Raw genomic sequence first — 13,762 nt, 5'->3', positions numbered from 1 at the left:
TTAAAACCATTTTGTTACGATATAACAACCATAACTTCAGTTTGATAACCATCTGAGGGCATCAGGTATTACAATAGTTGTTTTTTTAAGGATTCTTTACTCGGTAAAACGGCCTTATACTCTTTTGCAAAAATCTGCTTATTGTCTTCGGGCAGGGTGAATTCTACAATTGTTCTGTTTTCTTCTTTACACAGAATAATGCCTATGGTAGGATTTTCTTCAGAAGTCTTTATTTTCCTGTCATAATAATTTACATACATCTGCATTTGGCCCATATCCTGATGGGTTAATCTGCCAATTTTAAGGTCAAAAAGAACGAAGCACTTTAACAACCTGTTATAGAAAACGAGATCAACAAAAAAGCTGTCTCCTTCAAATGTAAACCTTCGTTGTCTGCCTTCAAATAAAAATCCTTTTCCTAACTCAGACATGAAATGCGCCAGCTTGTCGATAATTGCAGTTTCCAGATCATTCTCAGAATATCCGGAATCTTCTTTTAATCCAAGAAACTCCAAAACGTAATGACTTTTTAAAACGTCAGTCGGTTTTTCAAGAATCTGTCCCTTTTTAATAAGTTGCTGTACGCTTTCCTTGTCTTTGGTTAATGTTAATCTTTCAAATAGCGCTGAATTATATTGCCGTTGTAACTCTCTTACTGACCAGTTATTTTCTGCAGCTTCAATTTCATAGAAGCTCCGTTCATCTTCATTTTTGACTTTTAGGAGCTGAATATAATGAGTCCAGCTTAAACGAAATGGAAATTCAGTTCCGGCAACATTCTCCTGTTTCTGAATCGCTGAGGCCGGTTTTGAGCGACTTGAAGATTTCCGCATCACTGAAGCGGAAATCCTGTGCTGATAAGCATTGTAAAATTTCCTGAACCTTTCCAGATTGTCTGCGGAATAGCCTTTTCCAAATTCGGTTGTTAATTCTTTACTTAAACGAAGGATGGTTTTTTTTGCATAGGCTGCACGTTGAATTCCTTGCTGCTCATTTTCGACGATCATTCTGCCTATTTGAAAATAAGCCACAATTATCGCCGAATTAATGCTCTGGACAACCTGATTCTGCGTCTCAGATATAATGGCTTTAATATTTTCAAGAAGAGGAAAGAAATCCCTTTTTAACGGCGTTGTCCGGACTGTGCTATTGGGTTGCTTCATTTATTTTTGGTATTTCCTGCCGTTTTTATGAATGTTTATCTAATGCAATGTTGAATAATATATCTTGTAATTCCAGATCATTCATCTTTTTTATTTTACTAATAAATAATTTTATATCTGTTTATGATACTTTGAGTCTTTTAATGATTTGGCTATTAAAAAAGAGAAGGAGCCTAAATATCATTAAAAGGGGTATAGCCAGAGCAGGACGAGACCGCTTGAGGGCAGCTTGCGGATCAACTCGTTCTAACCAGGCTCTATACACGCTCTATACTCGGTGGTGACCCGCTTGAAAGCGTGTTAAAGGCGGGTAGGCAGCTGGTATAAAACGCGCTTAAAATGTGTATTTCCGGGAGCTGTTATGGTCTTGCCGGAAAGCGTTACAAATGGTGGAATCTTGGTATAGAGGACCATGAATAAATCAGAATAAGGGTTAGAAGAAGGGGGATATGTTGAATGTTTTTCAAAAATATGATGGAGTTATATCGTTATATGATAGAGAGTTGTTATCTTGTGTGTTAGAAAAAAAACAATCTAACGTGTCATAAAAAAACAATCAAATGAAGAAGTTAATTTTATTATTTCTCCTGATCCCTTTCATGGGAATTGCACAGGATAAAGGAACACATTTTGAACATGGCCTGACCTGGGCACAGGTTCGTGAAAAAGCAATGAAGGAAAATAAATACCTTTTTGTCGACTGCTTTACCACCTGGTGTGGTCCTTGCAAATACATGAGCAGCACCATCTTCCCTCAGGAGAAAGTAGGCGCTTTCTTTAATAAGAATTTTGTGAATGTAAAGGTCCAGTTCGATAAAACCAAAGACGATAATGAAGAAGTGAAAAGCTGGTATGCCGATGCGGATGCCATCAATAAAGCCTACAAGATTCAGGCTTATCCTACCTTTCTGATCTTTTCACCAAAGGGTGAACTGGTTCACAGGATTGTGGGTGGTGGTGATGCAGATGGATTTATTGCCAAAGCTGAAAAAGCATTGAATCCGGAAACGCAATATTATACCCTGCTAAAAAAATATGAAGCGGGAAATGCTGCTCCGGAGACTTTAAAGCAATTGGCATCTGTAGCTGAGGAAGCTTATGATCAGGAGAATGCGGGGAAAATCGCTGCAGCTTATCTGGAAACACAAAGTAACTTATACACAAAAGACAACCTGGAGTTTTTAGGCAAGTTTACACAAAGCAGCAAAAGCAAAGGATTTCAGCTGATGCTGAAAGAACCGGGAAAAGTAGATGCCGTACTGGGTAAAGGTAAATCAAATAAAGTCCTGACCGGGGTAATCCTTCAGGAAGAAATCTATCCTCATTTGAGAAAACCTTCTGCTAATCTGGATTCATTGATCACCGTTGCAAAATCAAAATACCCGGCAGTAGACCTGAACAAAGCCACGGAACTGTTGCAGGTCCAGTTTTATCAAAACATGAAAAACTGGCCTAAATTTCAATCCTCAGTATTGGCGTATATGAAAAAATATGGCACAGAGGTAGACGGTTCTATGTTAAATAGTTTTGCATGGACCGTATTTGAAAACTGTCATGATGCAGAATGTGTGGCTTCTGCCATGGCATGGAGCAAACGCAGTGTAGACGATACGCAAAGCAAAGAACCTGCTTTCCTGGATACCTATGCCAATCTGCTTTATAAAATGGGCAAGAAAGAGGAAGCAATCGCAATGCAAAAGAAAGCGATTGCCCTGGTTCCCGCAGCAGAAAAACCAACTTACCAGGCTACCCTTGATAAAATGGAAAAAGGAGAGAAAACCTGGGATAAAAAATAGATAAACATCAGATGATGCAATAATGGAAAAGCTCCGGATTTTAAAATTCGGAGCTTTTTTATAGCTATATATCAAGATGTCTATGTGTTTGTAAAACGGATCAATTTACGGAAACTTTTTCAGCAGGCAAACGCTGAAAATACGTATTTCATCCTGCTAATATCCGTATAAAAACGGGGCAGTCAGGATTATATATTTTATAATTTTATAGGAGTTTAAGCTCTTATGGAAAAATTATTTGTCAAGCCATTTAAAATTCTGGTAGTCGAGTCTGACCGGCGCCTGTATAAAAAACTCTCCTCGTGTTTTAGTAAATGCGGGTTCGAGTACAGGATTTATTCGGGTATAAATCACATCGTCCCCCTGGTCATTGGCTTCCAGCCCGATCTGGTCCTGTTAGAGTACTTATCACCAGTCGTGAATGGGGGAGAGCTTTGCATCCAGATCAAGGAGAATAAGCTGACACAAGATATTCCGGTGGTCATTTATTCTGCATTTCCTAATCAGATATTGTCCTTAGGTGCCTATGGTCATGATGGCTTTATTGCAAAGCCTTTTGAACTGACCGACCTGATGAAAAGGATCGATGCCTTTTTAATGCAATATTGGAGCGATAAGAAAAGAACCGCAAATACACTGGTCTCATCCGGATGTAATTAATGCTTATCCCATTGATTTTAACAAGTTAATCGCTTCCTTATTGTCTTGTAGTATGGCAATATCTATCGCTGAACGGCCCCAGGCATTCCTGATAAACGGATCAGCACCATGTTGCAATAACAATTTTAGAAGCTCATTCTGGTCAAACATGACCGCAAACATTAATGCCGTAGCTCCGTTTTCATGTTGCAGGTTCAGGTCTGCTCCATGGCGGATCAGGAATTCAGCCATCGTTTTATAACCTTCATGGGCTGCAGCCATGAGTGCAGTATGCCCCCCATTGTCCTGAGCATTAACATCTGCACCAGCCGCTACGAGGATTTGGGCAATCTCCTGTTGATTGTGATAACCAGCAGTAATCAAGGGGGTATAACCTCTCATATTCCGGCAATCTACCGCGTTTTCGGAACGAAGCATTTCCTTCAAAATAGCCGTATTTCCCACCCTTGCCGCATGGATGATAATTTGAATGGTATCAAGCATTTGTGTGGTTTGATGTCTTGTTGGAATAATCCTTTGAAATAATGTCTGAATCATTAACAATAATAAGGGAAAATTCTTGCTGCCTGCTGAGGTTAAATACCTGATTTTTTCTGGATTAATACGGTATTTTTTTAAAATAGAAATTTGTATTAAACAGAAGAACAAGTGTCTGACAATAAGTGTAGCCTATTGTCAGACACTTGTTGGGTGCTAAATGCTTTTTTTTACATTTATAGCACTTAAACCTTTTTTGCCTTTTTCAACTTCAAAGCTCACTGCATCGCGTTCGCGGATCTGCTCCCTGAGCCCTGTAGAATGCACGAATATTTCAGGCCCGCCACTTTGCGGCACAATAAAGCCAAAACCCTTGGCTTCATTGAAAAATTTTACTGTTCCTTTTTGCATGGTGTCTGATCATTTATTTTTTTTTAACTGGATACCAGCGGAACATGCGGTATCGGAAATTGTTTCTGCGATCTGGCAGAAATGATCTATTTTAGGTATATTATGCCTGATAATCAGGTGTTAATCCGTACCTCAATACGTATATGTGTATAGAATACAGTATTTACCCGTTTTTAGGATAGTTCCATTGAAATATCCGAACTTTCGGGGGCTATTTTTGTTAATTTAATTGAAATTCAAATAGATATGAAGGCTTTGAAGGTAATATTAGCGGAGGACCACCTGATTGTGAGGGATGGGATCAGGCTTTTGCTGGAAAGGGTAGAAAGTATTCATGTTGTTGGCGAAGCAACGAATGGAACTGAGGTCCTGGAGATGTTGCGCAATGGATTGGAAGCAGATGTGGTGCTGGCGGATATCAATATGCCCGGGATGGATGGGATTTCTCTGATTAAAGCCCTCAAAATCTCTTACCCTCCTATAAAAGTGGTGATTTTGTCTATGCTTGATCAGCAAAAATATGTTGTCGAAGCATTTTCAGAAGGAGCACTTGGCTATTTGTTGAAAAATATAGGATTAGATGAATTGGTCTTTGCCATTCGTCAGGCAAGTATGGGACAAAGATACCTCTGTTCAGAATTGTCTTTTAAATATATGGATGATGTCATGCAGCGCCAGGTTGGGACCTCAGCAACACAGATTCCACTTGTGGAGCTCTCTTCCAGAGAAGTTGAAGTGCTGAACCTGATTGCCGAAGGGCTTACCAATAATGAGATTTCTGATCAGCTTTTCCTCAGCAGGAGAACTGTAGAGGGACATCGCCAGGCATTGATCGAAAAAACAGGTGTCCGGAATACCGCCGCACTTATTCGATATGCGGTGTTAAACGGATTTGTGAAATAACTGCAGCTCCCCGAATAAAGACACTACTTCCTGATGAACGATCCTGAAATCAGGATGGCTGTTCCAATCTATAATGCGGTTCAGCCGCTGATCTGATTTGCCCCAGCGAAAGGGCTCTTTGTCCATACTGATGTACATACTTGGGGTATCAAGGGCGGTGGCGATCTCGGAGATTTCTGTCGCATTGGAAATGACAGCTGCAGCCTGCTTTATCAATACGGCCAATGACCCTAATGTCGTTTTTCCAGCACAAATTATAGGTTTTGTTTTCATCAGATCTGCCACATGCTGTACGAGCTGCATTTCATGCAGACTACCGGTAAGGAGCACTTTGAAGCCCAGATCTGCACAATAGTTGGCAATACAGGCGAAATAAATTGATGGCCATTGTTTCCAGCTCCCTTTGGAACCCGGATGGATGCATACATAAGCACCAGGCCCGATGGGAAGGCGCAGCTGTTCCAGGTGTTGATGGTCGGCCGGAAATAACGGGAACTCCAGTTCATCGCCGGAAAGAGGAATTCCAAGATGCTCCACCAGGCTCAGCTGACGCTGGATTTCGGGTCCATCATCCGGATAGCTCAGAAAGCAATCATTTTGATCGGAACGGTCTCTGCAAAAACCGGCAAGATACCTGGTGTTAAAAGATTTAATCAGTTGATTCAGCAGGTTAGAATTCCCCTGCATCTGTAAAATCAGGTCGAAATTTATGGCCTGGATTTTTGCTAAAAAACAATGGAAATTTTCTTCATCAAAAGGCTGCTCAGGCAGACCCGGGTAACCTGGAAAGGGGATGAAATCATCCAGATAATGCGACAATCTTTTGATCACCGCTTCCGTTTCCGGCAAACCTATAAAGTAAATTTTTGCATTGGGATAAGCTGCGCGGAGACTGCGCATCGCCGGAATGGAACACAGGAGATCTCCCAATTGCAATGCACGGAAAATGCCTATTTTTTTGATTTCTTTCTTTGAGAATTTCATGAGCGTCAGATCAATTGTTAATGAACAGGAACAGGATCAGGCATTTGTTCAATAAATTTAAACTTAGCAAAGCTGATATGAAGTGTTAATTTGAAAATCAGGTACTTATCGTTTTGTGAATAAGTATTATTCCCGGAAAAAAAGAGGTATATACCTGTTTTTTTGTTCATTTAAGGTGTTGATTTTCAGATGACCAGACGGAAATGGAAAGGGCGTTGCCCGAAAAAGGCGGGATTGTATAGAAATTATTTTAATCTTACATTAGCCTATTAATTTTGATCGGTATGACCAGAAGTGTAGAGAAATCTAATCATAAACTGCTAAAAGAGGAAGAGCTGTCTGAAATGACATTAGAACAGAGTGAGAAAAGCAAGCAAACGAAATTCTTTCCTATTATCGCAATGGGAGGATCTGCGGGCTCTTTTTATGCTTTTGAAAAGTTCTTCCTGCACATGCCGGTCGATTGTGGATTTGCTTTTGTCATCATTATGCACCTGGATCCCGTCCAGAATATGGGCGTTGCCGCACTGCTGCAGAAGTCTACAGGAATGCCGGTGGTTGAAGCCACAGACGGAACAAAATTAGTGATCAATCATGTGTATGTGATTCCTCCTGATCGGGATATGGGCATTCACAATGGGCACCTGCTGTTGTTCAATGCTTCCAGGTCTAAAGGAGCGCACATGTCCATAGATTATTTCCTGCAAAGCCTGGCAGAAGATCAATGGAACTATGCAGTGGCGATTATTTTCTCAGGAATGGGTGCAGACGGGGAGACCGGGGTAAGGATGATCAAAGAAAAGCTGGGAATGGCGATGGCCCAGCTTCCGGAAACTGCAGAATATAGCAGCATGCCGGCGGCATCAATTGAGACGGGAATGGTGGATTATGTCCTTGCTCCGGAAGAAATGCCGGCTAAACTGATCCAATACCTGAACCACCCTGCATTAAAAGCCGTGGGAACAGATGAATTGCTTCTTGAACGAAACAACTATACGCATTTGAACAAAATTCTAATGTTGCTGAGATCACATACCGGACATGATTTCACTTTATATAAGAAAAATACGATTACCAGAAGGGTAGAACGGAGGATTGCTTTTCATCAGCTTCCCGATTATATCCATTATGTCAACTACCTGAGGGAAAATCCTCAGGAAATAGAAACCCTATTTAAAGAGTTGTTGATTGGGGTTACCAAATTTTTCAGGGATGTTCCGGCATTCGAGGAATTGAAAGACCTGCTCTATGCTAAACTTTTAAAGAAAAATAACGAAGATCCGATCCGCGTCTGGATTGCAGGCTGCTCTACGGGAGAAGAAGCTTATTCCATAGCCATTCTGATCATGGAGTTTCTGGCTGCAGTAAAGTCCCGTCCTCAGACAAAAGTTCAGATTTTTGCGACAGACCTGGACCCGAACGCCATAGAGCATGCCAGGGCAGGATTTTACTTTTCAAATATTATATCAGAGATTTCTGCGGAAAGATTAGACCGTTATTTCGTAAAGAAGAACAATGGTTATGTCGTTAAAAAGGAAGTGCGTGAAATGATTGTTTTCGCCCAGCATAACCTGATTAAAGATGCACCTTTTACACGGCTTGACTTGCTCTGCTGCCGGAATGTGATGATTTATCTGACCACAGATCTTCAGAAAAAACTGATGCCTATCTTTCATTATTCCCTGAACATTGGCGGATTGTTATTTCTGGGCCCCGCAGAATCTGTAGGTCCTTTTAATGATGCTTTTAATGTCCTGGACTCCAAATGGAGGCTCTATGAACGAAAGGAAGGAATATCTAATGCCGGAAAAATGATTGATTTTCCATTTAACATTACCAATCAGCCGGATAAAACGATTAAAGGGATGACTGATAAGCCTGTAGCCAAAAGTTTGCTTGCGGAACGTTTTCACAAAGTGTTGCTGGATTCCTATTCTCCGGCTTCTCTGCTCGTAGATGAAAGAGGGGAGATTTCTTATATCAATGGAAAGGTTGATAAATACCTGAGGTTCTCCTCCGGAGAAGCTTCAATGAACATTCATAAAATGGTGGTCGAGGAACTGAGGTACGCCCTGGGCAATGCAATCCATCAATGTGCGCTGCAAAAAGATAAAATTGAATATACCGGTTTGAAGATTGACTACCAGGGCCAGGCCCAACTGGTTGATTTTACCGTGGATTACCTGAACGACATTCAGTTGCAAAATATGTTTGTCGTGGTTTTCATAGACCAGGGGCCGGTAAAAAAGCGGAAAACAGCTGGTGCAAAAGGTAGCCTGACCCAGGTGAGTGCAGTGGAAGAACTGGAAAAAGAGCTGACGTATACCAAACAACAGCTTCATACGACCATCGAACAGATGGAAACTTCACTGGAGGAGCTCAAATCCACGAATGAAGAATTGCAAAGCACCAATGAAGAACTGCAAAGTACCAACGAAGAAGCACTGACGACTAAAGAGGAGATGCAGTCCCTGAATGAGGAACTGATGACCATTAACCTTCAATATCAGAATAAAGCGGAAGAACTGACCCGAATGAACAACGATATGAAGAACCTGCTGGACAATACAGATATAGGGACGATCTTTCTGGACAATAACCTCAATATTCTGAGGTTCACCCCACAGGTAAACAAGTTGTTCAATGTGATTTCTTCAGATGTAGGACGGTCAATTACCCATATTGCTTCCAACTTCGACTATCCTTCTATTGAAAGTGCTATTGTAGAGGTGATTGAAAAACTGAATGGGAAAGAGCTGGAGGTAAAAAACAAATCCAATGAATGGTATAACCTAAGGATTATGCCTTACCGGACGATGGACAATTTCATCAGCGGGGCGGTACTGACTTTCACTAAGATCACTCCTGTTAAAGCCCTGGAAAGTAAATTCTCCAGCTTGCTCTGTTACATTCAGGATGCCGTAGACCGGTTAAAACATGCTGCAATTATTCTGGACAGAGAAGGGCGGGTATTGGTGGTCAATCATGCGTTTTTAAAGTTGTTTAAATTAAGAGAGGATGAAATCAGAGAACAATTTTTTATGGAAATTGTTCATAACAGATGGAATACCAATAAACTGGATGCCTTGTTAGATGATAGGCAGAAAACCGAATTATACCTCCAGCACGATTTTCAGGGAATTGGTATGAAGACGTTAATGATCAGTGTGCAGTACGTTCCCGAATCCAAAACGGAAGAACAGGCAGTGAGTATTGTAACCTTCATCGAAAAAGAACGTGAACAAAAAGAAAATCCATAAGGAAAAAGTGATTTCCTTGCTGAGGGCAAGATTGGAAAGGTCTGAAGATCCGGAAATCTCTGCTGAAGAAAGGATCTCAGATCAGGAGCTCGAGGTACTGCTGGGAGAGCTACAGATCTTTCAATTGGAGCTGGAGATGCAGAATGACGAGCTTTCTGCTTCCTATCAGATGCTGGAAAATGAAAGGTCTAAGTTTGCAGGTTTCTTTAATCTGGCTCCCGTGGGCTATTTTATCCTGGATCATCTGGGAATGGTTGAGGAGGCCAATCAAACCGGTGCAGATATGCTGGATATTTCCAAATCAAGTGTACTCCAAAAGCGTTTTCAAAGTTTTATCGCCCCGGAACACTGGGAGATTTTCTACGGTTTTCTGCATAGAATGCAGTCCAAAGACAGCAAGCAAAGTTCTGAGATTCTGATTTCTTTGAATGGGGGACAGGAGCTCTATACCAGGATGGAGGGCATCGCCGTTTCCGATATATTTACCGGAAAAAGTAAATATTATGTGACCGTTATTGACATTTCAGAAAGCAGGAATGCACAGCAAAAACTCATTGAAACCAGTCAGCGGTTAGAAATGACACTTACCGCTTCCGGAACAGGAACCTGGACGATGGAGCTGGGCAACAATAAAGTCTTTCTGGATGCTTTCAGTTATTCCATTCTGGAGCTAAACAGTTGGGAGTTTGACGGCACGATCAAAGGATTGATCGCATTGATCCATCCCAATGACCAGGAAAGGGTAAGGCATAAATTGCTGAATATGATCAATACTTTTACGGATCTGGACCTGGAATTTCGCATTGTTACAAAAAGCGGGAAAGTGAAAAATATTTCTGCCAAAGGGCATGAAGTGAAGAATGAGACCATGCACAACTATTTCGCTGGAATCATCATGGACATTACCGAGCGTAAAAGGCTGGCCAGAGAGGCTGAAGCGCTGGAGAAAGAAAAACAAAAACTCGTTTTATCAGCCACTTTTAATGCGCAGGAAAAGGAACGCTATAAGATCAGCAGCGCCTTGCACGACAGTGTGTGTCAGATTTTATATGGAATCCGTTTAAACCTGCAGAATATACAGCTCACCAAAAATTTAAGGGGGGAGTTTACCAATGTAAACAAACTGCTGGATCAGGCGATCAGGGAAACCAGGGAACTGTCTTACGAGTTGACCCCTTCTGTATTGAGGGATTTCGGCTTTAACGCAGGAGTCCGGGAAATGGCGCAACGCTTAAGCACACCACAGTTTCGGATTAAAACGGTGATCAACAGCGCGGCTGATCTGCTGAGATCTGAGGTTCAGCTGTATGTTTTCAGAATGATTCAGGAACTGATTAATAACTGCATCAAACACGCAAATGCGACTGAAGCAGAGATTAAGATCTGTACAGAAAATGAAATGATTACGCTCGTCATCAGCGACAATGGGACTGGTTTTGACAAGGAGGTAGAGAAATCGCTTTCTCAGGGATCGGGAATCCGTGGTATAAAAAACCGGATTTTTCTCTTAAACGGAAAAATGGATCTGCAGACCTCAGCAAAGGGAACCAGCATTACGATTGAATTCAGAAGTGATCCCGAATTGTCGGAGCTTTCGGGCTATTAAACTTTGTGTTATGCTTAAAAATGAAGTCAGGAACATCATCACCATCGGCGCTTCGGCAGGTGGGATTGCTGCGGTTTCTAAACTTGTTGCTGGTTTTAAGAAAAATTTTGATGCCGCAGTATTTATAGTCATCCATATTTCCAGAAACTCTTTAACGGAAATTATCCTGGGACAGATTCAGAAACAAACGGAGTTAAAGTGCATCCTTCCCGTTGATGGTGAAGAAATTCAAAATGGCCGGGTTTATCTGGCCCCTGCAGATCAGCATATGATGCTGGGAAAGGGAAAAATCAGCGTAAAAAGAGGTGCTTTTGATAACCATTGGAGACCCTCAATAGATGTGCTTTTTCGTTCCGCTGCAGCGGCTTACAATTCTTGTGTGACCGGAATTATATTAACAGGCCTGCTGGATGATGGCACTTCGGGCATGTCTGCAATCAAGAGAAGTGGGGGGAAATGTATGGTGCAAGACCCCAAAGAAGCTGAGTTTCCGGATATGCCGGAAAGTGTATTGAAAAGTATCGTTGTAGATTATAAGGTGTCAATTAACGAAATGGGCTATATTCTCTCCGATTTATTTTCCAGATCAACCTGTGCTGCTGGGGAGGTTCCGGAGGATGTAAAACTCGAAGCAGAGATTAGCCTGAGAATGAGCAGTAATGTAGAGGATCTGGAGAAATTGGGCCCTGTAACCTCCATGACTTGTCCGGATTGTGGTGGCATTCTTGTAAAAGTTGAAAGTGATCAGATTTCCAGGTACAGGTGTTATACCGGGCATTCCTTCACGGAGCGCATTCTGGAATTAGAACAGGTTAAAGGGCTGGAAGAATCCATTTGGATTGCCGTCCGGATGATGGAAGAGCGTAAAAATCTATTGAAAAGCATCGTTGTACTCCATGAAGAAACCAGAACGGAAAGAATAGCTCAAATAAGCATTCATATTGACCGTTTGAAAAAAATATTAATTGATTTGGAAAAAAATAGGTAAAAAATCAAATAAAATGATGAATATTAAAAACTTAAATATCCACTTTCTCGTTTATCTATTCAAACAATTGGCAATTTAAATCAGCTGGAATGTTACAGGTGTTATTAGCAGAAGATCACAACATTGTGCGTAATGGCATCAGGATGTTGTTAGAAACAGATCAGGATATCAATATCGCTGCCGAAGCAGTGAATGGAATCGAGGTTCTGGAGTACGTTGCCAGCGGACAACAGGTGGATGTGGTTCTCGCTGATATTAACATGCCAGGAATGGATGGGATGATGCTGTTAAAAGAGATGAAGCTGCTCAAACCGGAAACCTATGTCATGATGCTTTCCATGCATGACAATGAAAAGTATGTTGCCCAGGCTTTTACAGAAGGGGCTTCGGGATACCTGCTTAAAAGTGTGAGTGCGGATGAATTGATCTTTTCTTTGAAACACGTAGGTACCGGTGGGAAATATTTGTGCTCGGAGCTGTCCATTCGCATGCTGGACAAATTGATGCTTAATGGGTATCATTCCGTTTCTGATACCAAAGTAAGTATAGAATTTTCTCTCCGGGAAATCGAAGTACTGCACCTCATCGCCGAGGGGCTGACCAATAATGAGATGTCTGAACAGTTGTTTATCAGCAAAAGAACGGTCGAAGGGCACCGTCAGAGCCTGATCGAAAAAACAGGAGCACGCAATACAGCCGCACTAATCCGTTATGCTGTCCTTAACGGTGTGATTCAATAATTCTGGTTAAGACCGTCCTTAGTGCATTATTTTTTGAATAAATACGGGTTACTGAAAATTATTACTGGTTTACAGTGAATATATACTGGTATTGAGTTGATTATGGCCTGACGGCATAAGGTTTGATGTTTTTCCCTGCACTAAACTAAGCCCCCATGAAAACATTATCTCCAGATTTCAATTTTGAATTGTGTAGTTTCAAAGAAAACTTATGGTCCTTTGCAATGTCCTATACGCACAATGTCGAGGATGCTGATGACCTTGTTCAGGATACTTTTCTAAAAGCCATCCGGTATGCTAAAAAATTTAAAAAAGGAACAAATCTGAAAGCCTGGCTTTTCATGATCCTGAAAAATACTTTTCTCAATAGTTATCGGAAGAAAAAATTGATTAAAAAGATCATCGATGATCAGACAGACATTTCTTTCCGTTCGGGGATAAAGGCAACAGTTAACATGGGACTGGGGAAGTGTATGATGGACGACATCCATGCGGCATTGAAAAACTTACAACCCCAATATTATATTCCCTTTGTCCGTTATTTTGAAGGCTATAAATACCACGAAATCGCCAAAGAACTAAACATCCCCATTGGAACCGTGAAAACTAGGATTCACATCGCCAGAGGAAGCCTGAAAAGTGATTTGAAAATGTATCGGGAGGAGTTCCGAAAGCAGGAAGATTCACTCTAAAATTATTGATACAAGAGATTGGCCTGAATATCCGGATTGTCTTTTTTAGTATATTAGGAGATAAATTAAGAAAAAACCAGTT

At 41.2% G+C, this 13,762-nt stretch carries 12 protein-coding genes; 8 read left to right on the top strand and 4 right to left on the bottom strand.

The window, feature by feature from the left end; all coding sequences use genetic code 11:
- Nucleotides 1–68: 68 nt before the first annotated feature.
- Nucleotides 69–1,163, bottom strand: coding sequence for a PDDEXK nuclease domain-containing protein (locus BLQ87_RS11005; RefSeq protein WP_074606419.1), 1,095 nt, complete (start codon nucleotides 1,161–1,163; stop codon nucleotides 69–71).
- A 560-nt stretch (nucleotides 1,164–1,723) separates the two neighbouring features.
- On the opposite strand from BLQ87_RS11005, the gene BLQ87_RS11000 reads away from it, so the two are divergent.
- Nucleotides 1,724–2,959: a thioredoxin family protein gene (locus tag BLQ87_RS11000; protein ID WP_074606416.1), complete on the top strand. Its 1,236-nt coding sequence runs from the start codon at nucleotides 1,724–1,726 to the stop codon at nucleotides 2,957–2,959.
- Between the two features lie 225 nt (nucleotides 2,960–3,184).
- On the top strand, nucleotides 3,185–3,619 hold the full coding sequence (locus tag BLQ87_RS10995; RefSeq protein ID WP_074606414.1) for a response regulator: 435 nt from the start codon (nucleotides 3,185–3,187) through the stop codon (nucleotides 3,617–3,619).
- Between the two features lie 3 nt (nucleotides 3,620–3,622).
- Here the strand turns inward: BLQ87_RS10995 and BLQ87_RS10990 are convergent, their stop codons facing one another.
- Together BLQ87_RS10990 and BLQ87_RS10985 are read right to left on the bottom strand one after the other, a co-directional pair.
- Nucleotides 3,623–4,102, bottom strand: a complete 480-nt coding sequence (locus tag BLQ87_RS10990; protein ID WP_074606948.1) for an ankyrin repeat domain-containing protein — start codon at nucleotides 4,100–4,102, stop codon at nucleotides 3,623–3,625.
- A gap of 210 nt (nucleotides 4,103–4,312) precedes the next feature.
- Nucleotides 4,313–4,507, bottom strand: a complete 195-nt coding sequence (locus BLQ87_RS10985; protein ID WP_074606411.1) for a cold-shock protein — start codon at nucleotides 4,505–4,507, stop codon at nucleotides 4,313–4,315.
- Between the two features lie 255 nt (nucleotides 4,508–4,762).
- Between BLQ87_RS10985 and BLQ87_RS10980 the strand changes: the two genes are divergently transcribed.
- Nucleotides 4,763–5,410, top strand: coding sequence for a response regulator transcription factor (locus BLQ87_RS10980; RefSeq protein ID WP_245723839.1), 648 nt, complete (start codon nucleotides 4,763–4,765; stop codon nucleotides 5,408–5,410).
- Here BLQ87_RS10980 and BLQ87_RS10975 read toward each other — a convergent pair.
- The gene (locus BLQ87_RS10975; RefSeq protein WP_074606406.1) at nucleotides 5,390–6,394 is read right to left on the bottom strand and encodes a glycosyltransferase family 9 protein; all 1,005 of its coding nucleotides are present in this window, start codon (nucleotides 6,392–6,394) and stop codon (nucleotides 5,390–5,392) included. The two genes, BLQ87_RS10980 and BLQ87_RS10975, sit on opposite strands and share 21 nt — an antisense overlap.
- Nucleotides 6,395–6,678: 284 nt before the next feature.
- On the opposite strand from BLQ87_RS10975, the gene BLQ87_RS10970 reads away from it, so the two are divergent.
- From BLQ87_RS10970 to BLQ87_RS10950, 5 genes are all read left to right on the top strand, one after another.
- Nucleotides 6,679–9,654 carry a CheR family methyltransferase gene (locus BLQ87_RS10970; protein ID WP_074606404.1) on the top strand — a complete coding sequence of 992 codons (2,976 nt, stop codon included), beginning with the start codon at nucleotides 6,679–6,681 and terminating at the stop codon, nucleotides 9,652–9,654.
- Nucleotides 9,632–11,260: a PAS domain-containing sensor histidine kinase gene (locus BLQ87_RS10965; RefSeq protein ID WP_074606401.1), complete on the top strand. Its 1,629-nt coding sequence runs from the start codon at nucleotides 9,632–9,634 to the stop codon at nucleotides 11,258–11,260. The genes BLQ87_RS10970 and BLQ87_RS10965 overlap by 23 nt, the downstream gene beginning before the upstream one ends.
- Nucleotides 11,261–11,270: 10 nt before the next feature.
- On the top strand, nucleotides 11,271–12,248 hold the full coding sequence (locus BLQ87_RS10960) for a chemotaxis protein CheB (protein ID WP_074606399.1): 978 nt from the start codon (nucleotides 11,271–11,273) through the stop codon (nucleotides 12,246–12,248).
- 89 nt (nucleotides 12,249–12,337) lie between these two features.
- Nucleotides 12,338–12,988: a response regulator transcription factor gene (locus BLQ87_RS10955; RefSeq protein WP_074606396.1), complete on the top strand. Its 651-nt coding sequence runs from the start codon at nucleotides 12,338–12,340 to the stop codon at nucleotides 12,986–12,988.
- A 155-nt stretch (nucleotides 12,989–13,143) separates the two neighbouring features.
- On the top strand, nucleotides 13,144–13,680 hold the full coding sequence (locus BLQ87_RS10950; RefSeq protein WP_074606394.1) for an RNA polymerase sigma factor: 537 nt from the start codon (nucleotides 13,144–13,146) through the stop codon (nucleotides 13,678–13,680).
- Nucleotides 13,681–13,762 lie beyond the last annotated feature (82 nt).

It is taken from the genome of Pedobacter steynii, assembly GCF_900103665.1.
GTDB lineage: Bacteria > Bacteroidota > Bacteroidia > Sphingobacteriales > Sphingobacteriaceae > Pedobacter > Pedobacter steynii.
Note: the sequence above shows the minus strand (reverse complement) of the source record. Positions and strands in the feature narration are given on the sequence as shown.

Excerpts from the sequence above, each read along its gene's own strand:
- BLQ87_RS10955 (WP_074606396.1), top strand. The coding sequence starts at position 12,338 with ATGTTACAGGTGTTATTAGCAGAAGATCACAACATTGTGCGTAATGGC.
- BLQ87_RS10985 (WP_074606411.1), bottom strand. The coding sequence starts at position 4,507 with ATGCAAAAAGGAACAGTAAAATTTTTCAATGAAGCCAAGGGTTTTGGC.
- BLQ87_RS10960 (WP_074606399.1), top strand. The coding sequence starts at position 11,271 with ATGCTTAAAAATGAAGTCAGGAACATCATCACCATCGGCGCTTCGGCA.
- BLQ87_RS11000 (WP_074606416.1), top strand. The coding sequence starts at position 1,724 with ATGAAGAAGTTAATTTTATTATTTCTCCTGATCCCTTTCATGGGAATT.
- BLQ87_RS10975 (WP_074606406.1), bottom strand. The coding sequence starts at position 6,394 with ATGAAATTCTCAAAGAAAGAAATCAAAAAAATAGGCATTTTCCGTGCA.
- BLQ87_RS10995 (WP_074606414.1), top strand. The coding sequence starts at position 3,185 with ATGGAAAAATTATTTGTCAAGCCATTTAAAATTCTGGTAGTCGAGTCT.
- BLQ87_RS10950 (WP_074606394.1), top strand. The coding sequence starts at position 13,144 with ATGAAAACATTATCTCCAGATTTCAATTTTGAATTGTGTAGTTTCAAA.
- BLQ87_RS10970 (WP_074606404.1), top strand. The coding sequence starts at position 6,679 with ATGACCAGAAGTGTAGAGAAATCTAATCATAAACTGCTAAAAGAGGAA.
- BLQ87_RS11005 (WP_074606419.1), bottom strand. The coding sequence starts at position 1,163 with ATGAAGCAACCCAATAGCACAGTCCGGACAACGCCGTTAAAAAGGGAT.
- BLQ87_RS10990 (WP_074606948.1), bottom strand. The coding sequence starts at position 4,102 with ATGCTTGATACCATTCAAATTATCATCCATGCGGCAAGGGTGGGAAAT.